The organism is Anaerotignum faecicola (genome assembly GCA_024460105.1).
Classification (GTDB): Bacteria; Bacillota; Clostridia; order Lachnospirales; family Anaerotignaceae; genus JANFXS01.
Window position 1 is genome coordinate 309,598 of record JANFXS010000003.1, and the last position, 20,675, is coordinate 330,272.

General features: G+C 37.0%; 15 protein-coding genes, 2 tRNA genes and 1 riboswitch. Of the genes, 4 read left to right on the plus strand and 13 right to left on the minus strand.

All coding sequences use genetic code 11. The features are described 5' to 3' along the window. Positions 1 to 165: 165 nt before the first annotated feature. The 3 genes from NE664_06395 to NE664_06405 are packed head-to-tail and all read right to left on the minus strand — an operon-like array spanning position 166 to position 3,304. Positions 166 to 777, minus strand: a complete 612-nt coding sequence (locus NE664_06395) for an epoxyqueuosine reductase QueH (GenBank protein ID MCQ4726293.1) — start codon at positions 775 to 777, stop codon at positions 166 to 168. A gap of 49 nt (positions 778 to 826) precedes the next feature. Then, positions 827 to 2,161 (minus strand): LCP family protein, encoded by a 1,335-nt coding sequence (locus NE664_06400; protein ID MCQ4726294.1) that lies wholly within the window; start codon positions 2,159 to 2,161, stop codon positions 827 to 829. Between the two features lie 15 nt (positions 2,162 to 2,176). Then, on the minus strand, positions 2,177 to 3,304 hold the full coding sequence (locus tag NE664_06405) for an LCP family protein (protein ID MCQ4726295.1): 1,128 nt from the start codon (positions 3,302 to 3,304) through the stop codon (positions 2,177 to 2,179). Positions 3,305 to 3,718: 414 nt separating this feature from the next. Between NE664_06405 and NE664_06410 the strand changes: the two genes are divergently transcribed. Then, a complete protein-coding gene (locus tag NE664_06410) occupies positions 3,719 to 5,596 on the plus strand; it encodes an LTA synthase family protein (GenBank protein ID MCQ4726296.1) in 1,878 nt (625 codons plus the stop codon). Positions 5,597 to 5,672: 76 nt separating this feature from the next. On the opposite strand, the gene groL is transcribed toward NE664_06410, so the two are convergent. The 6 genes from groL to NE664_06440 all read right to left on the minus strand — a co-directional run bounded on the left by groL (position 5,673) and on the right by NE664_06440 (position 10,388). Continuing rightward, a complete protein-coding gene (gene groL, locus NE664_06415; GenBank protein ID MCQ4726297.1) occupies positions 5,673 to 7,310 on the minus strand; it encodes a chaperonin GroEL in 1,638 nt (545 codons plus the stop codon). 33 nt (positions 7,311 to 7,343) lie between these two features. Continuing rightward, positions 7,344 to 7,631, minus strand: coding sequence for a co-chaperone GroES (locus tag NE664_06420; GenBank protein MCQ4726298.1), 288 nt, complete (start codon positions 7,629 to 7,631; stop codon positions 7,344 to 7,346). A gap of 385 nt (positions 7,632 to 8,016) precedes the next feature. After that, a complete protein-coding gene (locus NE664_06425) occupies positions 8,017 to 8,343 on the minus strand; it encodes a branched-chain amino acid transporter permease (protein ID MCQ4726299.1) in 327 nt (108 codons plus the stop codon). Beyond that, positions 8,343 to 9,050 carry an AzlC family ABC transporter permease gene (locus NE664_06430; protein MCQ4726300.1) on the minus strand — a complete coding sequence of 236 codons (708 nt, stop codon included), beginning with the start codon at positions 9,048 to 9,050 and terminating at the stop codon, positions 8,343 to 8,345. The genes NE664_06425 and NE664_06430 overlap by 1 nt, the downstream gene beginning before the upstream one ends. A 283-nt stretch (positions 9,051 to 9,333) precedes the next feature. Further along, a tRNA-Leu gene (locus NE664_06435) sits at positions 9,334 to 9,418 on the minus strand. Between the two features lie 31 nt (positions 9,419 to 9,449). Next, on the minus strand, positions 9,450 to 10,388 hold the full coding sequence (locus NE664_06440; protein MCQ4726301.1) for a polysaccharide deacetylase: 939 nt from the start codon (positions 10,386 to 10,388) through the stop codon (positions 9,450 to 9,452). A 182-nt stretch (positions 10,389 to 10,570) separates the two neighbouring features. On the opposite strand from NE664_06440, the gene NE664_06445 reads away from it, so the two are divergent. Beyond that, positions 10,571 to 10,644: transfer RNA gene (locus tag NE664_06445), tRNA-Arg, on the plus strand. A 192-nt stretch (positions 10,645 to 10,836) separates the two neighbouring features. On the opposite strand, the gene NE664_06450 is transcribed toward NE664_06445, so the two are convergent. Continuing rightward, positions 10,837 to 10,998, minus strand: a complete 162-nt coding sequence (locus NE664_06450; protein MCQ4726302.1) for a hypothetical protein — start codon at positions 10,996 to 10,998, stop codon at positions 10,837 to 10,839. 302 nt (positions 10,999 to 11,300) lie between these two features. After that, positions 11,301 to 12,278 carry a threonine/serine dehydratase gene (locus tag NE664_06455; protein MCQ4726303.1) on the minus strand — a complete coding sequence of 326 codons (978 nt, stop codon included), beginning with the start codon at positions 12,276 to 12,278 and terminating at the stop codon, positions 11,301 to 11,303. 171 nt (positions 12,279 to 12,449) lie between these two features. After that, positions 12,450 to 12,564: riboswitch (FMN riboswitch) on the plus strand. A gap of 94 nt (positions 12,565 to 12,658) precedes the next feature. Between NE664_06455 and NE664_06460 the strand changes: the two genes are divergently transcribed. Further along, the gene (locus NE664_06460) at positions 12,659 to 14,029 is read left to right on the plus strand and encodes an MATE family efflux transporter (GenBank protein ID MCQ4726304.1); all 1,371 of its coding nucleotides are present in this window, start codon (positions 12,659 to 12,661) and stop codon (positions 14,027 to 14,029) included. Positions 14,030 to 14,587: 558 nt separating this feature from the next. Here the strand turns inward: NE664_06460 and NE664_06465 are convergent. Together NE664_06465 and NE664_06470 are read right to left on the minus strand one after the other, a co-directional pair. Next, positions 14,588 to 15,847, minus strand: a complete 1,260-nt coding sequence (locus NE664_06465; GenBank protein ID MCQ4726305.1) for a dicarboxylate/amino acid:cation symporter — start codon at positions 15,845 to 15,847, stop codon at positions 14,588 to 14,590. 101 nt (positions 15,848 to 15,948) lie between these two features. Continuing rightward, positions 15,949 to 18,561 (minus strand): cation-translocating P-type ATPase, encoded by a 2,613-nt coding sequence (locus tag NE664_06470; protein MCQ4726306.1) that lies wholly within the window; start codon positions 18,559 to 18,561, stop codon positions 15,949 to 15,951. A gap of 1,195 nt (positions 18,562 to 19,756) precedes the next feature. Between NE664_06470 and NE664_06475 the strand changes: the two genes are divergently transcribed. Next, a complete protein-coding gene (locus tag NE664_06475) occupies positions 19,757 to 20,554 on the plus strand; it encodes a ZIP family metal transporter (GenBank protein MCQ4726307.1) in 798 nt (265 codons plus the stop codon). Positions 20,555 to 20,675 lie beyond the last annotated feature (121 nt).

The window sequence follows — 20,675 nt, forward strand, 5'->3', positions numbered from 1 at the left end:
AAACAGGAAACCGGAAACCTTCTGCCATTTGCGCTTGCTTTAAGCGCCGCTTTTCTTTTCAACGCTGCTGTAAACATAAAAATCATATTGCTTATTTATTATACTACTGTACATGTCATAAGTAAAATAAATACTTTTTATATTTATTATAAATTATAGTGATATCTAGTCAAACCAAACCGAAAACTCGCATCCGCAATAGTTCTGTCTGTACAACCCGAAACGCTTGGATAATTCTATTGAACGTTTGTAGCCGTCTTTCTTTTTAAAATCCGAAACAAGGTATTTGATGTTAAATTCCCTTTCAAGCTCAAGGCCAATATTATTAAGTATATCCGCATTTTTATGAGGGCTTACCGTGAGTGTTGAAGCGAAATAGTCAAATCCATATTCTTTTGCTGTTTTAGCCGTTTCAAAAAGACGCAGCTTAAAACATTCAAAGCATCTTTTGCCGCCTTCACGTTCCTCTTCCAGCCCGTTAACTGCTTTAAGAAATTTGCCGTAATCATATCCCGCCTGCATAACTTCTATATTTCCTTCAAAATCGGCCTTTTCAATAAGCTTAAACTGTTCCTCAAGCCTTTTACTATATTCGCTTTCAGGGTAAATATTCGGATTATAAAATAATACCGTTATATCAAAATATTTTGAAAGATATTCCAAAACATAACTGCTGCATGGGCCGCAGCAACTATGAAGCAAAAGTTTAGGCCTAATTCCGTTCAACTCAATTTTTTTAATTTCCTCATCTGTGATTAACTGATAGTTCTTTCGCATTATTTCCTCCAAAAATATAAAAACGGCCTGATATTTCAGGCCGCATAAATTATTCGTCTGTACCGAGAATTATAAGTATGTCGATTCCTTCTCCAAGCATGGACGGTTCTACTATTATTTCACTGTTCGGATAATATCCTTGAATATCCTTTCCCATGCCTTCCTCTGAAACAAATATTCTCGTATTGGCCGTTTTTTCACCGTTATAAGTTGAAATTCCGGATATCGTAAACCCTTCGTTTTCAAGCATTTGCTGATTTTCCGCTGCAAATCCGCTTTTATAGCCGCCGTTCGCAACTTCTATATTTTTCCCAACGCTTGAAATTTCCTCTGTTGTTCCTTCCTCAACAGCCTCGACATCGTCGCTGAAGAATATCCTGTTCACAGCTGCCTTTGCTTCAACCTCATCAACAAGATAATATGAAACCCCGCCGACCATCTGTCCTTCGCCGGGTATAGTTTCCATTTGTATTTTTGACAAATCGGCGTCGTCCGCATATTGAACATACTTTAACGCGTCACTGAGAGTTATATCCGTTTCAACATATTCATATGCAGTCTTAACAAGTCCCGGAAGATTTTTAATTAAATTATTGTCGCTTAAAAGTTTTTCGGCCAAAGCCATAAGGAAATCCTGCTGAACCTGGACCCTCTGCACATCACCAAGAGGATAACGCCTAAATCTTACAAGCTGCTCGGCCTTTTCGCCGTCAAGGTGCTGCATGCCCTCTTTTAAATTTATAAGCGGATCTCCCGTATCTCTCATGTCCCAATACATATCCTGCGGAACATAAAAATCAATTCCCCCTACGAGATCTACAAGAGCCCTGAAACTTTCAAAATTAACTTTCACAAAATGATCTATTTCTATTCCCAGAAGTTCTTCAAGCTGTATAATAGAAAATTCATTTGCCTTTTCCTTGCCGGCATATGCATGCACTTCATTAATTTTACATACGGCGCCGCTTGGAATATATTTTCCGTTTTCAACAAGATAAGTATACATAGCGTCGTTTATCTCAACGCGCGTATCCCTCGGAACAGACATAAGCCCTATCTTGCCCGACTTGCTGTCGAAATGCACAATAAATATTACGTCCGTCCTTGTGCCGTCGCCGTCTACGCCAAAAACCGCAACGTTAAGCGTTATGTCTTTGCCGACAAAAGCGTCCATAAAATTCATTTCGCTTCCCTGCAAAGGCTCTTCCTGCTCAAAACCAACAAATTTAGAATATGCAAAAACCCCGGCCCCCGCAATAACAACAAAAGTCAAAACCATTGAAAAAACTATCTTAAAAAATCTCGCTATCTGATTTCTTCTTTTTCTCTTTTTAACTTTCTTGTTTCTATGTGGCATATCACGCTCTATATCTCTTTTGTTCATGGTAACTCCCTAGATTTATAAATTTTCTGTTTCGCCGATGTCATCTGAATAATTGTCCTGTAAAGATCCGTTTTCATTTTCTTCTGTTTCCTGGGTTTCTCCATATACCATTTCAAGCACAAGCTTTTGAGTGCCTTCACTGTCATGCTCAAAGAAAACAGGGCCGCCTTCTCCCGGAATCGTTTCCATACGGATATTATCAACATTAATGTCGTCTATGTACTTAACATATTTCAAAGCGTCCATAATAGTTGCATTTGTTTCAACACAATTAAAAAATGTTTTCGTAAGCGGGATTATATTTTCCTTAATATTATCCATATTCATCAGTTTTTTAGCCAAAGTTCTCATAAAGTCCTGCTGAACCTCAATACGTTTTAAATCCTGCGAACCGTATCCTTTTCTAAAACGTACAAGCTGTTCAGACTGCTCGCCATCAAGGTGCTGCATGCCTTCTTTCAGATTTATGAGGGGGCCGCCATTGTCCCTCATATCCCAATACATATCCATCGGCACATAAAAATCAACTCCGCCTATGGCATCCACAGCGCTTATAAAGCCATCTGTCGTAAACTTAACATAATAATCAATATCTATTCCCAACAGATCCTCAAGCTGAAGTACAGAATAATCGTTCCTGTATCCGCTTCCCGCATATGCATGCACCTCGGTGAATTTACACACCCCGTAACCGTTCCGCGTAGGGATAAAATCTTCCCGGTTCCTCGAAACAAGGCCGTTTACCACATCGTCGCACATCGTCACTTTTGTATCTCTCGGCACTGATAAAATATTAATATCTTTTGTTTCGCTGTTAAAACTTACAACAAAAACAACGTCTGTATGAAGTTCTTCATCGTCAACTCCGAAAACGGCAACATTTGTAATTTCCTTAATCTGCTCCTTTTCTTCTGTTATTTCCGGAGAATTTTCATGTTCTCCTCTATCGGCCGGACTTGATTTTTTATCTTTTTCCGTAACTTTCGTGTCATCCCTTGTAATACCGTATACAAAAATCCCTACAGCTGCCACAAGCATAAACGTCATAACCATCGTAACAACAATTAATAAAAACCTGCGTATGAGCCGTAACTTACTTTTCTTTTTTTCTGCCAACGCCTTAGAGGAGCGTTTTTTTTCCATACAGCACACCCCATATTTATAAAATTACGCCTTTCAAATACAAATTAGCTATAATTATAACAAAAACAATTATATATTACAATAATTTTGCTTTTGATATTTTAACATAAAAAAAATAAAAATCTACAAATATATTATTAAAATTATCTTACGTTCCAAACGCATAGATAAAATCGGCTTAAACAGCATGTATAAATACAAAAATCATTTAAGAATATTAAATTGCACTTTACTATTTTAAAAATAGGGTATAACATATGAAAATAGTATTTTAACAGCTTAAATAAATTCATCTCGGAATTTTTCCATATCTTAAAAAAGCATTGGAAATTTAAGCGCAAAATGCGGCTGACAGTCCGGCCGTTAACGGTATAATTGAACTAATTATGCCTAATATTTACCAGGAGGAACAAAATGATAAAAATTAAAGACTTTTTAAAAAAAAGAATTGAACTGAAACTTATCCCATCTTTTATAATTATGATTGCCGGTTCTTTGGCCATAATGTTTGCCGCAATATCCATCAACGAAACGTTTGCCCCCATAATTAAAAATTATATGTCAGAAACGCCCTTACTATTTTTACTTAACTACATACCGATTATTTTAACAATACTACTGTTGTTTTTTATATTCAATAAAGCTGTTTTTTCTACAATATCGGCAGGATGTTTTTTCCTTCTGCTCGAATTTGTAAACAACGAAAAAATCCTTTTGCGTCAGGATCCTCTGTTTCCAACCGACTTGACCTTATTCACCGAACTTGTCGGAATAGCAAAAAATTTTACGCCTAGGACGCTGATATTTTATATCATGCTTCTCGTTTTTGCCGCTTTTGTTATCATGGTATCATTTATATTTTTTAAAACTAAAAAAATCAATCCAAAGATAAGGGCCGGCGGCGCTGTACTTGTGTTGGCAGTATTTATGCTTTGCAATAATTTCTTATATAAAAGCGAACAGATTTACAATAGTTTCAACGTATATGAAAACCCGTATTTTGAAGTTAATCAATATGGTTCAAAAGGTTTCCTATACAGTTTTATCCACAAATTCAATACAATGCAGGTAACCCCGCCCGACGGGTACAATCAAGCAGAACTCATTGAGGCGGAAAATTCATACGACTATAAAACGGACGAATATAAAAATTCAGAAAAACCGCACATAATTATGATTATGGGCGAAGCGTTTTCAGATCTTTCCGAAAACAGTCATTTAAATTTTGAAAATTACAGAGATCCCCTTGAAAACTGGAAAAAGCTTTCTCAATCCGAAAACGCCCTTAGCGGCCATATAATTGTACCGAATTACGGAGGAGGAACAAGCAACACTGAATTTGACGTGCTTACAGCGCTGCCAACCCGTTATACAGGCAATTCTTCAACATCATATTCTCTGATCCGAAAAGAAATGGACGCCCTGCCATGGCGTTTAAGAGAAATAGGATATAACACAATGGCAATACATCCGGGATATTCATGGTTTTACAACAGGGCTAATGTATACAGGTATCTCGGATTTGAAAACTTTATACATCTCGAAAGTTTTCAGGGAAGCGAAAAATATCGCGGAGGGTATATTGCAGACAAATACGCTTCCGACAGTATAATTGAAAATTTTGAAAATCATATATCTTCATCAGACGCCCCTATTTTTGAATTCTGTGTAACAATACAAAATCATGGGCCTTATGACGAAAAATATAATGAAGTAATAAAAACATTTGACACTGACATAGAATTGTCAGAAAGTGAAGAAACACTATTAAACAGCTATTTTATGGGAATTATTGACGCTGATAAAGAAATAGGCAGACTTACGGACTATTTTTCACAAACCGACGAACCGGTTGTACTCGTGTATTTCGGCGATCATCTTCCCGGATTTTCAAACGGCATGGATTTCTTTGATATACTTGATTACAACATAGATGCAAACGGCGCTCCCGAACAAATACTCAATATATATAAAACGCCTTTCATAATTTGGGAAAATAACGCCGCTAAAGAAATTTCGGATTTCAGCTTAGTTAAAGATACATTGGAACTTCCTTACAACAATACCATAAGTTCCAATTACCTTGGCACCACTATGCTTGAAATTATGGGCATAAACGGTATATCTCCCCTTTATGATTTTGAAAATTCCCTTAGAAAATCTCTTCCTGTTATTACAACAAGCAATTTCATGAATTCATCAGGAGAATACACATCCTATTTAACTGCGGAAGAACAGAATAAAATAGCCGAACTTAAAAATTGGGTATATTACAAAATGTTCGATAATTAAATAAAAAAGGAGCCCGCATATATACGGACTCCTTTTTATATTTTATATTAATCCTATGCCGGATTGCAACGGCTTTTTACATAAAACCGCCCATTCCGTTTGAAGGCCCTTGCTGAGCATAGTCGGCCGCTCCATTCTTAGCCGGGAAATCCGCAACGACAGCCTCTGTTGTGAGGAATGTAGATGCAACCGACGTTGCGTTCTGAAGAGCGCTCCTTGTTACTTTTGCAGGGTCTACAATTCCGGCTTCAACCATATCAACATATTCTTCCGTGAGAGCGTTAAAGCCCATTCCCGCTGCAAGCTCTTTAACCTTATTTACGATAATCGAGCCTTCAAGTCCAGCGTTGGCTGCAATCTGGCGCATTGGAGATTCAAGCGCTTTGAGCACGATTTCGCCGCCTGTTTTTTCATCTCCAGTAAGATCCTTAACAACTTCCGCAACCTTTGCAACCGCATGTATATAAGCTGTTCCGCCGCCTGGGACAATGCCTTCTTCAACAGCGGCCCTTGTAGCGGCAAGCGCGTCCTCCATACGAAGTTTCTTTTCTTTCATTTCTGTTTCTGTAGCGGCTCCTACTTTAATAACGGCTACGCCGCCTGCAAGTTTAGCAAGCCTTTCCTGTAATTTTTCTTTTTCAAAATCGCTTGTTGTTTCTTCAAGGGCAACTTTAATCTGACGAACTCTTGCTTCAATATCTTCTTTTGAACCGGCGCCGTCTGTAATGATTGTATTTTCTTTTTCAACGCGCACTGTCCTTGCACGGCCAAGCATTTCAACCTTTACGTCTTTAAGATCGATTCCAAACTCGTCGCTTATCACCTGTGCGCCTGTAAGAGCGGCAAGATCCTGAAGCTGAGCCTTTCTTCTTTCACCATATCCCGGAGCCTTAACTGCAACGCACGTGAACGCTCCCCTCAGTTTATTAAGCACAAGCGTTGCAAGAGCCTCGCCTTCAATGTCTTCTGCAATAATAAGGAGTTTTGCCCCCATCTGAACAATCTGTTCAAGCACAGGAAGAATTTCCTGAATGTTTGAGATTTTCTTATCTGTGATGAGTATATACGGATCGTCGAGAACCGCAACCATCTTTTCCATATCTGTTGCCATATATGATGAAAGGTATCCTTTGTCAAACTGCATACCTTCAACAAGTTCAAGTTCAGTGTTCATAGTTTTTGATTCTTCAACTGTGATTACTCCGTTGTTTGTTACTTTTTCCATAGCATCTGCAATCATTGTTCCAACTTCTTCATCGCCTGAAGATATAGCCGCAACTCTTGCAATATGGTTTTTAGTTGAAACTACCGTGCTCATTGCTTTAATTTCTTCAACCGCAGCATTAGTAGCTTTCTGCATACCTTTTCTTAATATAATTGCATTGGCTCCGGCAGCAATATTTTTAAGACCTTCCTGAACCATTGCCTGTGCAAGCACTGTAGCTGTAGTTGTTCCGTCGCCCGCAACGTCGTTTGTCTGTGTTGCGACTTCTTTTACAAGCTGTGCGCCCATATTTTCATATGGATCTTCAAACTCAATGTCTCTTGCGATCGATACGCCGTCGTTTGTAATAAGCGGGCTCATAAATTTCCTATCAAGCACAACATTCCTGCCTTTAGGCCCAAGTGTAACCTTAACTGTATCGGCTAATTTATTAACGCCCTCAACCATAGAATTTCTGGCTTCTGTTCCATATTTAATCTGTTTTGCCATTTCTCTCAATCCTCCAATTTAATCTATATAAAATCAGTCTTCAACTATAGCTAAAATGTCAGCCTGCCTTAAAATAATATAAGTTTCCCCGTCAATTTTAATTTCAGTTCCCGTATATTTTGCATATATAACTTTGTCTCCGGGTTTAACCGTCATAGTAACTTCTTCTCCATATACGTTTCCTCCCGGTCCAACTGCAATAACTTCAGCTTCCTGAGGTTTTTCTTTGCTCTGCGTAGGAAGAACTATGCCTGATTTTGTTTTTTCCTCTGCATCCATCTGTTTAATAACTACCTTATCTCCAAGTGGTACAAGTTTCATAATAAAAGCCTCCTTATATAAAGTTTAGAGTAAATTTCAATCTTGTTAGCACTCATTTAAGCCGAGTGCTAATCACTGAGATTATATTATCCTTATGATGAAATTTATGCAACTCATATTATTTTATATTATATCCCTTTATTTGGCAATAATAACATTTTTAAAATTAAAATAATTAAATCTCTTTAATTTACTTTTAATATCTTTAATTTTCTTATAAATTCATTAATTTACAAATTTTAAGCCTAAAAAAATAATTTTCTTTAGGCTTATTTATTAAAACAATTATATTTTTATATATTAATCAACAGAAATTAGACTTTTAATTATATGCGCAAATAAACATTTCATTCCACGGCAGCCAAATTAATGCAACATAAAAAATTCAGAAAACATAATTAACAAGTATAATATATGTAAATGTTCCTCCCGCTATGGACAAAAGCATTGCCCGTTTCCAAATATGCAGGCAGCACACAACAGCTATAGATATTATTTCCGGCACGGCATGCGTTCCTGAAGTAATATCGACATTTTTAAGGCAATATACAACAAGCATGCCTAACGCCGCCGACGGAAGAACTTTTCCTAAAAACTTTATATATTCGGGCGTCGGTTTATCCGCCGGAAAAATTATAAAAGGCAGAAACCTTGTCGTCACAGTTCCGGCAACAACCGCCGCTATAGTTAACACCTGCTGCATTATCGTCATTATTTATCCCCTGCTCTTTCCAATTTTTTCCTAATAAGTGTCAATACTCCGAGTATTATTATCATTGAAGGTATTATAAAATTGCTTTCCCCGAAAATAATACGGCATACTACCGACACAACAACTCCTATTACAGCGCTTGTATGGTCTTTATCTTTAAGGCACTGTTCAAGAAATATAACAACTATCAGCGACGTCATTATAAAGTCTATACCTTCGATGTCAATATTTATAAGCGAGCCGAATATACCGCCGAGAGTCGCCCCGCCAACCCAATATGCATTATTCAAAAGAGTTACAAAAAAATAAAACCAGCCTTTGTCAACCCCTTCCGGTATGTAAGCAGTATAGTTAATTGAAAAAGATTCATCACACATGCCGAATATCAGATACCATTTCTTTTTTCCTACGTTTTTGTACTTATCCAGCATGGAAATACCATAAAATAAATGCCTAGCGTTAACCATAAGAGTAAGGACAAACGCTCCTATAGGATCGAACGTTCCTAAAAGAAGGTTCGCCGCCACAAATTCCATTGACCCGGCAAATATAGTCATACTCATTAATATCGGATAAACAGCCGGAAAACCTGAAATATTCATATAAATTCCATAGGCTATTCCTAAGAAAAGAAAACCGGCAAATATAGGCGCCGTATACGGGAGCGCCGTCTTAAATGCGGTTTTCAGCTCAGAATTTTTGTTCATAATTATTCATCCCCTTCCATTTCGCAAAAGTATACCACCGTATTGTATTTCAATCAATATTATATCGGCATACCTGAAATTTTAAAATAAAAAACAGGCTGAATATATAAGCCTGTTTTTTTGAATGAAGTTAAAATTTGTATTTTCTGTTTATACATAACTCATTTAGAATCATTATATAAACAACGCTGTTAAATGTATGCAAACCAAAATTTATTGTATTTGTTATAACTAACATAAAAAATAAAAAGTACCCTCTTAAATCTACTAAGAAGGTACTGAATGCGGATAACAGGACTTGAACCTGCACCGCCCTTTCGGGGACAAGAATCTGAATCTTGCGCGTCTGCCAATTCCGCCATATCCGCATATTAAAGCTGCAAAATGCAGCTTAAAAACTTATTGAAATTGTATAGGAACCAAATCTGACTCAAGCTTATCAAAAACAAATCCCTGTTTTTTCAAGCCTTCTATAATTTGCGGAAGAGCTGCAACCGTACTTTCTTTTGCACCTGAATCATGCAACAATATCACAGCCCTGTGCTTATTCCTTGATCCCTCCAAAACATTGTTTACTATAGAATCAGGAGCTACATTCGAATAAACCGCGTCTTCACCTGAAACATTCCAGTCATAGTAAACAAATCCCCTTGCCGCCATTTCTTTTTTTATATCTTCTTCAGTATTGTTTTTAACCATACGCGGATTGTTTGAACCGCCCGGAAATCTGAATAATACAGGCGTTGAATTAGTTTTATCTTTTATTGTGGTAAATATCTCGTTAAAATCTGCAAGAAAATCCTCTGTTGACGCATATATCTTGTCATAGTTATGGCTTTGGGAATGCATCCCTAGAGTATGGCCGCGATCAACTATTTCTTTATACAGCGATTGACTTTCTTTATCCCTTGTTCCCACAACAAAAAATGTCGCCTTAATGCCATACTGATCCAATATATCAAGGATTTCGGAAGTTCGCTGGCTCGGACCGTCATCAAAAGTCAGATAAGCAGTTTTCTCTTTAGGATTATACACCGAATCTTCCCTCCAGTCAACTACCATATTCAAAAAAGTTCCCGAAGGTGCAGTCCCGCAGCTCCCGTAATCCATATCATCCATGTCATAATCAGATTTAGTAAAATTAAGTTCTTCTTCCAATTCCATTATTTTATTTTCTTTTTCCCGGATAGCCGATTCGGCTTCTTTTTTATAGATATTAAAATTATATCTCACCTGTTTTAATTCATCGCCTGTCTTAAAAAGTAAAACAGAAGGTACTGCCAAAATGCATATATAAATCAAAACAAAGACTTTCTTCCTTTTGGAATTAGATCTCAAAAGAATTCACTCCCAAATAAATACTTTATTATTTCGTTAACATAATACCACCTAAATCTACTTAAATCAACAAAATATTATTAAAACATAAAAAAATCTTCAAATAAAAACATATTTTTTTTTAATATAAGGCTTGACATATTTTCCAAATGCTGATATTATATTTCTTGCGCAAATGTTATGTGCGCGTAGCTCAGCTGGATAGAGCGTCTGACTACGGATCAGAAGGCCGCGTGTTCGAATCATGTCGCGCACATATCAAACAACCTTTATTTTATATAAAGGTTGTTTCTTTTTTTCATAAAATATTAAAATAATTATCTTTTTTTATTTTATGTTGATGTATCCGGGATAATTCATGGCAAACAATACTTACACAGCCAATTTATTTTTATATAAAAAGAAACGTCATAAAAAATATTTATGACGTTTCTTAAAACAAAACTTATTATCTGCACATTTCTTTTTTTCTTTCATACCTTTCCATTTTGTTAAGGTATTTCAAAAATTCATAAGCAAGCTCTTTATTTTCCGGTGACAACATTTCAAATATTGCCGATGCATAATTTACATCGCATGTTTGATGGACAGATTTTGTTTTGTAGTTCATATTATCCTCCAATTTTAATATCTGAAATAACCTTTAATGCGAAACTGAATATAAAAGCTCATCTATAAGTATATGTCAAAGCCAACCTCAAAATAATTAACGCTATTTAATAAAATTTATAGAAATAATTTAAAACCCTTCTAATCCAACTAAAGAAACTAAAAACTTTTCATACTGAACTGAAAACTCAGAGTGCTTATTTTAATCGTATATATTTTAAAAAATATTTAAACATCTCAAATGTAAACAGTTATGGCTTCCTTCTTATTTCCGGATCCGAATCAAAATAGCCGTTAACTTTCCTACAGCTCCTCGTCATTTAGAATTTTTCCTATTTTGTCTATATCCCAGTTACCCGCCGTAAGCACAAAAACTACATTTTCATTTACGGAAAAATTCAATTTGCCGCTCAACACAGCCGCTATGCCTACGCATGCAGAAGGCTCTGCAACAAGTTTTGCATTTGAAGCAATAAGTTTAACAGCCCGTTTAATTGATTCCTCGTCTACGCCTATAAGTTCGTCTACGTTTTTTTCAATTATCGGATATGTATTATCGCCTGCCTGTCTTGTAGAAAGCCCGTCCGCTATTGTCGGAGTATTCCCTACGCTGACGCGTTTATGTTGTTTTCTGCTTTCAATATATGGCGCCGATGCTTCCGGCTCTATTCCTATAACCTTTATTTTAGGATTTATGCTTTTTATTGCTGTTGAAATACCTGAAATAAGCCCTCCGCCTCCTACTGGTACAACAACTTTGTCAACATACGGCAAATCTTCCAATATTTCAAGCCCTATCGTTCCCTGTCCTGCCATTACATTAAAATTTTCATAAGGGTGTATAACTGTATATCCATATTTATCAACTTCCTGCTGAACCCGTATCCACCTTTTTTCATACGATCTGTCTTCAAGGATTATCTCGGCTCCATATTTCTTCGTTCTTTCAATTTTAATTTGCGGCGTATCATCCGGGAGGACAACGGTAACGGGAATTCCCAGCATTTTTCCTATGTAAGCGCATGCCTGTCCGTGGTTTCCTGACGAGCTTGTAATAATTCCTTTTTTACGAATTTCATCATCTAACATAAACACTGTATTTAAGGCGCCCCTAAACTTGAAAGCCCCTGTTTTTTGAAGCATTTCCGGCTTCAAATAGACATTGCAGTTTAAAATACCGTCTAAAGTTTCTGCACGAATCAATCGCGTACGGTTTATAAACGGCGATATCCTTTCCTTAGCCTGTTTAATGTGATCAAGCGATAAAAATTCTTCATGCACGTCTCTTTTACCTCCCTCTTAAATTATACACAAAAATTAAAAATTGTTCCCAAATAAGAATACCATTTAGCTATAATTAAAGTCAATAAAATGATTTAACAAAATTAGTTTATAATTTTTTCATCTAATATTAATATTGACAACATAATTATTGTAACTTTATAATATATTTATATTCTTCGGAAATGGGATTGACCCTACCGGCGGTATCAGCCCGCGAGCAATTATTTTGCAAATTCAGTTAAAACCTGAAGCCGACAGTAAGTCTGGATGGGAGAAGATTGGCTTGAAGCAGCCGCTTTCCTAATTACTCTCGTTCTCTGGAATTAAAAGCGTCTGTTTCAAAGATGCTTTTTTTATTTCAGAAAGGAGAATTATTTATGGATAAAAATTTAAAAAATCCACTTGCAATTGATCCTATTTCAAAGCTTTTATTGAGATTTTCAGTTCCGACTGCGCTGACGCTTATAGTAAATTATTTGTATAATATAGTAGATCAGATTTTCGTAGGGCAAAAGGTTGGAGTAGTAGGTATAGCCGCAACAAATGTTGCTTTTCCTTTGACTACAATCTGTATGGCCATCGCCCTTATGACAGGCGACGGCTGCGCCGCGAATATCAGCCTTCATTTAGGCCGCGGAGAAAAAGAAGATGCCGACAATACATTTGCAAACGCGTTTGCACTGCTAATCGTATTCGGCGTTTTTGTTGTGATTGTCGGAAACATATTTTTGGAACAGCTCATTTTAATATTCGGGGCAACCGAATCGGTTTTTGAATCTGCCGCTTCATATTCAAGGATTATTCTGTTCGGCCTTCCTTTCATGATATTTAACGTTTCATTTACGGCTATAATACGTTCCGACGGCAATCCAAAATATACTATGAAATGCATGATGATCGGAGCGTTGATAAACGTTGTGTTAGATCCCGTTTTTATTTTCGGGTTTGATATGGGTGTAGAGGGTGCGGCTATAGCCACAATCATAGGCCAGTTTGTTTCAGGAATACTCTGCCTGATATATATACCTAAATTTAAAAATATACATTTTTCAGCTTTAAATATGAAACTTAAAGCCAAAACATGCAAGATGATATTTACTCTCGGTATACCAAGCTTTTTTACACAGATAAGCGCGGCCATAATGCAGATAGTTATGAACAACCTTATGAGGAAATACGGAGCCGCTACTATATATGGAAGCGATATAGCGTTATCTTGTTACGGTATGGTTATGAAAATATATCAGCTTGCACACGCAATGCTCGTAGGCGTATCATCGGGCACACAGCCTATTAACGGCTTTAATTTCGGCGCAAAACAATATTCAAGGGTAAAAGAAACATATAAGCTCGCCGTAACGGTATCTTTCGTGATTTCATTAATATGGTTTGCAATATACCAAGGTTTGGCCGGAGTTATAGGAAGCTTGTTTGTTAAAAACGATCCATTGTACAGCGAATTTACAAAACATTTTATAAGGATTTATATGATGGCGTTTTTCATATACGGCCCGCCTATGACAACCGCTTCATTTTTTCAGGCTATAGGCAAACCGTGGAAAGCTCTGCTTCTGTCCCTGTCGCGCCAAGCTTTCTTTTTAATTCCCCTTGCATTGTTCCTTTCAAGCATATACGGTTTAGACGGCGCAATAATAGCCGCCCCTGCCGCCGATATACTTACAATGGCGCTTGCGGTTATACTTATAACTTTTGAGCTGAAACAATGGAGAAAAGAAAATTTTATTTAATATAACTTACAATAATATTTATTAATTAATAATTCTATTAAATCCCGCTTTAAAATATTAATATATTTTCGGCGGGATTTTTAAAATTCACTCAACGCTATTGCCACAAGAGGCTATTATATTTTCCCTGCAAACCCTTTGCACAGAAATAATCACTGTATTTAAATAAAAATTTTCGTAAATACAGCCTTTGAAATTCTTTAATATTTAAACGGCTGTGTAAATATTAAATTATACGGCATAACGAAATACCGCACTGCCTTTTTCATAAAAGTTAAAGCTAATCATCATTAACTAACGCTTATGGATATAATCGGCGCCTTATATGTTCTGTCAAATAAAATAAATAAGCATAAAAATCATAAACCGTATAAAAGTTGCCTTTATAAACATTCCACAGGCTACATCTTTAATATATGCGCCTTTAAAAAAGTTATATATAACTCAATATTACATATAAAATTCAAAAGCTGCTAACTTCTGCCTCAAAATTAAATTGTAGATATATACACAATCAATTCCGCCAATTTATTCGGACAAATTTAAAATTTAATATTATCATGAATTGAATATATTCTTATCAATCATATCCGCCTTTGCAGAAACAATAGCAGTGCAAACGGCGTCGCCTGTTACATTAACCGTTGTTCTTGCCATATCGATAATCCTGTCTATTCCCATTATAACCCCTATAGCTTCAATAGGAAGATTAATAGACGAAAACACCATAGACAGCATAACCGTGCCCATGCCCGGAACTCCGGCGGTTCCGACAGAAGCTAATGTAGCCGTAAGTATAACGGTAATAAATTCGGAAATTCCGAGTTCTATTCCATATGCCTGAGCCGCAAACACAACGGCAATCCCCTGCATAATAGCCGTGCCGTCCATATTTATCGTCGCTCCTAGAGGAACTGTAAAAGACGATATATTAGTTGATATGCCGAGTCTGTCACTCAAATATTCTATTGACATAGGTATTGCCGCATTTGAACTGGCCGTTGAAAATGCAAATCCCATAACGGGGAAAAATTTTTTAATAAATATAATCGGGCTTAACCCGGTAAAAAATTTAAACATAGGCATATAAACAACAATACAATGAAGTATAAGAGCAATATAAACTCCAAATACATATTTGAAAATAGGGATAATACCCTCTATACCCATTTCGGCAAATGTTTTTGCTACAAGGCAAAAAACTCCAATCGGCGCGGAATGCATTATAAAAGACGTCATTTCCATCATTATACAATTAAATTGTCTGAAAAAACTTGATACTATACCCGCTTTTTCTCCGAGCCTTGTAAATATAAGCCCCACAAACACAGCAAACAATATAATTTGGAGCATATTCCCTTCGGCCATTGCAGCAACAGGATTAACAGGCACTATGTTTAATAACGTGTCCTTAAAATTTATCTGCTGCGCAACGTCCGTTTTTGTTGAATTAAGTTCAGGCATATCAAGCCCTGTGCCCGGGTTTATAATATCAGCAACAACAAGCGCTAAAGTTATTGCACATGCAGTTGTGCAAAAATAAAATATCATCGTTTTTACGCCTATTTTGCCCAAAGCCTTAGTATCGCCAACCGATGAACTTCCGCACACCAACGAAGTAAAAACAAGCGGCACAACAAGCATCTGCATAAGCCTTAAAAAACCGTTTCCTAAAATATAAAAAATTCCATCTGTTATAAATTCCCGCGTAAACCTGCCGTAAGGAAAGTAATGCAGGCATATGCCGGCTGCAAGTCCCGATATTAAGCCCGCAAATATTTTTGCAGTTAATCCAACCCCTTTTTTATTTCCATCCATCTATTTCCCTTCCCTTTTTGGTTTCACTTTTTCATAAGCAATAATCCATACCCAAAAACAAAATTCAGCAGGAATATAAAAGATATTCCTGCTGTACAGCGCTATTTTCTTATAAATTTAACAAACTGCACTATCACAAGGTTTGACAAAGCAAGGCAGTAAACTGTGGCAAGCTGCCATAAATCAAGAGTTTCAACTTTAAAAATATTTTGCAGTCCCGGAACGGTGAGTACGGCCGTCATTAGCACAAATCCAATGATAAACGCCGCCTGCATATATATGTTGTTAAAGAATTTTTTCGTAAAAATAACCGGTTTTGAGGATTTACAGTTAAAGCCATGCACAAGCCTGCTTAAACACAGAGTTCCAAATGCCATAGTGCTTGCGGAAACGCCGTTTCCGCTTCTCAGCCCGATTAAAAATGCAGTAACTGTAAGCGCCCCGATTATAAGTCCTTCAATACCGACAGTTTTAAGAAAATCCGAAGTTAATATTGACTGATCCGCCGGCCTTGGCTTTTCATTCATAACGTCTTTATTATGCGGCTCCATTCCAAGGGCAATGGCAGGAAGGCTGTCAGTCAAAAGGTTTATAAACAAAAGATGCACGGGGGCAAAAGGTACCGGAAGCCCTGCAAACGATGCAAACATAACAGTAAGGATACCGCCGAAATTTCCTGAAAGCAGGAACTGTATTGAAGACTTAATATTTTTATATACATTCCTGCCGTTTTCAACAGCTTTAACAATAGTCGCAAAATTATCGTCAGTCAAAACCATTGAAGCGGCATCCTTTGAAACTTCACTTCCCGTTATACCCATTGCAACGCCGATATCGGCTTGTTTCAGCGCCGGCGCGTCATTAACGCCGTCGCCCGTCATCGAAACAATATTCCCTTTATTTTGCCATGCTCTTACTATCCTTATTTTATGTTCAGGCGAAACCCTTGCATAGACCGATATATTGCCGACAAAATCCATAAGTTCATTGTCATCCATACCGTCTAATACAGAACCTTCGCATGCCTGCGACATGTCGTCAAGTATTCCTATTCGTTTTGCTATAGCAGCCGCTGTAATTTTGTGGTCTCCGGTAATCATAACAGGTTTAATCCCTGCTTTTATACACTCTCCGACAGCCGATTTAGACTCATCCCTGGGAGGATCCATCATTGCAATAAGTCCAAGAAATGTTAAATCTCTTTCACTTTCATTTGATATATTTTCATCCTCCTTTATTTTCTTAAATGCAAAAGCAAGAACCCTAAGCCCGTTTTGGGAATATTTTTCATTTTGAGCTTCAATAATCTGTATATCGTTTTCCGTTATTTCTCTTATTTCACCGTTAAATTTAATGTTTTTTACTCTTTTTAATATTACGTCGACGGCTCCCTTTGTTATCATAAGATTACAGCTTCCGAAGTTGTGGGCTGTCGACATAAGCTTCCTGTCACTGTCAAACGGGTTTTCCGAAGCCCTCGGATACTTATTTCTAACTTTTTTATAATCTTCTCCCAGCTCTTTTCCAATGTTTATGAGGGCTATCTCTGTAGGATCTCCTATTTCTTTTCCGCCGTCGTTTTCAGAATCGTTACAAAGCATACTGAAAGTTAAAAGTTCCATCTCCTCCTCATTTTTGACGTCAATATTTTTGACGTCAATATTTTCGGCCTCTATGTCTTTTTCACCAACATAATAATTTTCAACCGTCATCTTATTTTTTGTAAGGGTTCCTGTTTTGTCGGAACATATAACCGAAACGCTCCCAAGCCCTTCAACTGCCTGAAGTTTCCTAATTATCGCATTTTCTTTTGCCATCTTCTGTGTTCCGAAGGAAAGGACAATCGTAACAATAGAGCTTAAAGCTTCAGGTATAGCGGCCACAGCCAGAGCCACTGCAAACATAAATGCGCTGCCTATGCTTTCCCCCCTTAAAACACTCAGCCCAAACAGCACAAGACAAAAAATAATAATTGCAACCGAAAGTTTCTTTCCGAAACTGTCAAGGCTTTTCTGCAAAGGAGTTTTTTTGTCAGACGTATTTTCTAAAAGCGAAGCTATTTTCCCAACTTCCGTATCCATACCGATTGAAGTAACAAGAAACGCACCACGCCCATAAGTTACAAAGCTTCCCGAATGGACCATATTTATCCTGTCGCCAAGAGACACTTCCTTTTCAATGATACAAGCATTTTTTTCCACACTCAGGCTCTCTCCCGTCAATGCGCTTTCGTCGACTTTCATACTTGCACTTCTTATAACCCTGCCGTCGGCAGGAATACTGTCGCCGGCTTCTATAATTACCTCGTCTCCCACAGTTACTTCCCTTGCAGGAACTCTTATAACAACTCCGTTACGAAGGACTTTTGCCTCAGGAGCCGAAAGTTTTTTCAGCCCGTTCAGCGACTGTTCCGCTTTTACCGTCTGAACAGTTCCCAAAACAGCGTTAATCAATATTACGACTAATATAACCGCCGAACTTTCAATATCGCCCAAGACGCCTGAAATAACAGCGGCAAAAATAAGTATTATAACAAGAAAATCCTTAAACTGTTCTAAAAAAATACGTGCTGTGCTTTTTTTACTCCCTTCGGTTATTTCATTAGGCCCGTATTTTTTTTGGTTCGCCAAAACCATTTCATCCGTCAGCGGTTTGCTTGAACCGTTAATTTTAAGCCTAACCTCTTCCTCGGTCATTCTGTAAAAATTTTTCATTGCATTTCCTCCCTTTGTTTATATCTTTACCAAATAATATTTCTAAATGCAAAAAAAGCGAGCTTTTTATTGCATTTAAACTATGCAATAAAAGTCTCGCTTATTACTTATGATCCGGATGAATTATCATCGTACTGACGGTATCATAAACGCCTTAAGACGTCAGCTACTCCCTTTTATTGTTATTATAATACTTTATAAAAAAGTTTTTGTCAACAGCAATATTACAAAAAATTAAACGGTGCATATTTTTACTTAATAACCCTGGGTACTATTTCTAATCAGTTCTTCATACATGTAACAAATACTTTGTATTTTACGGCAACGTTACATAATCAATTCATTCAAATATAGATTTACAATATTTCATATGATATAATAAAATATAATATATTTAAAATAGAAATACATTTTCCATTTTATACTGCGGCAGTCAAAAATAAACATGTTTATTTTTAACAGATAAGTTTTATTTCAGATTAATTTTTATTGAAAACCGCGGTTTTATGAAATTAAAAATGGCATATAATTTTAAATCGGTTACTATATGGACAACTAATCTTTTAGATGAAACCAAAAATATCAATAAATTATAGAACGATATAATAATCGGCAAAATGCCTTTACCTTTAATTTTAACAGCGCTTATAAATTTTTAAACGGTAATTTCACCCGTATCAAAACGCGGCGATTATTCAGGCAATGAAAAAGATGACTTTGAGCTTACGATAATGGCCGTAACGCCGGACTTCTTTACTTCGCTTGAAGAAAAAATTGAAAACGGTACGTATATAAAATATGATGAAATTGATAAGAATGGAAATTTAGCCTAACGTACAAAAAAGCATGGCGGAAAGTATGGAACGAACAGAACCGCGGCATTATAAACTGCGCTTTCACACAAGACTTTGAAAGCACGATCCCATCTAAATACACAAATGGCAGATTTGCACACTGCTGTCTGTATACAGCTGTAAATCCCGTTGTAAAATGAATGTAGTATCTCCTAAGACAAGCAGATGTTTTTACAGTTGCTGTTTTATTATTTTATTACATAAAATAAATTGCATACGCAAAACTAACGGCATACAAACCTTTGCAAATTAGTATCTTTCTGTTTTGCATTTGGAATTATAACCGGAAATTATCAGCATAATAAATTCAAAATGTTTACTTTGTATGAAAGGAGTTTTATATGACAACTTTTTCGCCATTGGCGCTTGCCCTTATGGGTACGGGATTTACATTTTTTATGACTGCGCTTGGTTCGGCAATCGTTTTTTTCTTTCACGATGAAATTAAACCGAATATACAAAGAGTTTTTCTTGGTTTCGCTGCCGGCGTAATGATAGCCGCGTCAATATGGTCGCTTTTGAATCCCGCCATAGAAATGGCCGAACAACAGGGAAAAATCGGCTGGATACCGGCTGCCGGAGGATTTATAATCGGCGGGGCATTTTTAATGATACTTGATAATATACTTCCGCATCTTCATCCCGGCAGTGATAAACCGGAAGGGCTTCCATCCCCTCTCAGCAGAACAATAATGCTTGTGCTTGCCGTTACGCTTCACAATATCCCCGAAGGGCTTGCAGTAGGCCTTACATTCGGTATGGCTGGATACGGCGAACCGGCAGTAACGCTTGCCTCCGCGATTACTTTGGCCGTTGGCATGGGGCTACAGAATTTTCCCGAAGGCGCCGCTATTTCTCTGCCTTTAAAAAAAGAGGGGTTTTCAAATACACGATCATTCATTTATGGCGCCTTATCAGGCATTGTAGAACCGGTTGCAGGCATTGTGGGAGTTCTGCTGATAGGCGTTGTATCGACAATGCTTCCATGGCTGCTCTCTTTCGCCGCCGGAGCAATGATATATGTTGTCGTTGAAGAGCTCATACCTGAAGCGCATCTTGGGGAGCATTCACATTCGGGAACTATCGGAGTTATGTTTGGTTTTCTTGTTATGATGGTGCTTGATGTAGCGCTCGGCTAAACCGAATTATGTCACAAATATAAAAATCAATTGATAATAGTTCACTAAAATGTTATAATCTATTTAAAAAATATTTATAATGGATTTCATTTAACTAATAAGAATTTTCAGCTGACATTAA

What these genes read in the sequence shown, in the direction of transcription:
- NE664_06395 (MCQ4726293.1), bottom strand. Translation starts at nt 777, where the DNA reads ATGCGAAAGAACTATCAGTTAATCACAGATGAGGAAATTAAAAAAATT.
- NE664_06465 (MCQ4726305.1), bottom strand. Translation starts at nt 15,847, where the DNA reads ATGGATGGAAATAAAAAAGGGGTTGGATTAACTGCAAAAATATTTGCG.
- NE664_06410 (MCQ4726296.1), top strand. Translation starts at nt 3,719, where the DNA reads ATGATAAAAATTAAAGACTTTTTAAAAAAAAGAATTGAACTGAAACTT.
- NE664_06400 (MCQ4726294.1), bottom strand. Translation starts at nt 2,161, where the DNA reads ATGAACAAAAGAGATATAGAGCGTGATATGCCACATAGAAACAAGAAA.
- NE664_06425 (MCQ4726299.1), bottom strand. Translation starts at nt 8,343, where the DNA reads ATGACGATAATGCAGCAGGTGTTAACTATAGCGGCGGTTGTTGCCGGA.
- NE664_06420 (MCQ4726298.1), bottom strand. Translation starts at nt 7,631, where the DNA reads ATGAAACTTGTACCACTTGGAGATAAGGTAGTTATTAAACAGATGGAT.
- NE664_06450 (MCQ4726302.1), bottom strand. Translation starts at nt 10,998, where the DNA reads ATGAACTACAAAACAAAATCTGTCCATCAAACATGCGATGTAAATTAT.
- NE664_06405 (MCQ4726295.1), bottom strand. Translation starts at nt 3,304, where the DNA reads ATGGAAAAAAAACGCTCCTCTAAGGCGTTGGCAGAAAAAAAGAAAAGT.
- groL (MCQ4726297.1), bottom strand. Translation starts at nt 7,310, where the DNA reads ATGGCAAAACAGATTAAATATGGAACAGAAGCCAGAAATTCTATGGTT.
- NE664_06475 (MCQ4726307.1), top strand. Translation starts at nt 19,757, where the DNA reads ATGACAACTTTTTCGCCATTGGCGCTTGCCCTTATGGGTACGGGATTT.
- NE664_06460 (MCQ4726304.1), top strand. Translation starts at nt 12,659, where the DNA reads ATGGATAAAAATTTAAAAAATCCACTTGCAATTGATCCTATTTCAAAG.
- NE664_06470 (MCQ4726306.1), bottom strand. Translation starts at nt 18,561, where the DNA reads ATGAAAAATTTTTACAGAATGACCGAGGAAGAGGTTAGGCTTAAAATT.
- NE664_06430 (MCQ4726300.1), bottom strand. Translation starts at nt 9,050, where the DNA reads ATGAACAAAAATTCTGAGCTGAAAACCGCATTTAAGACGGCGCTCCCG.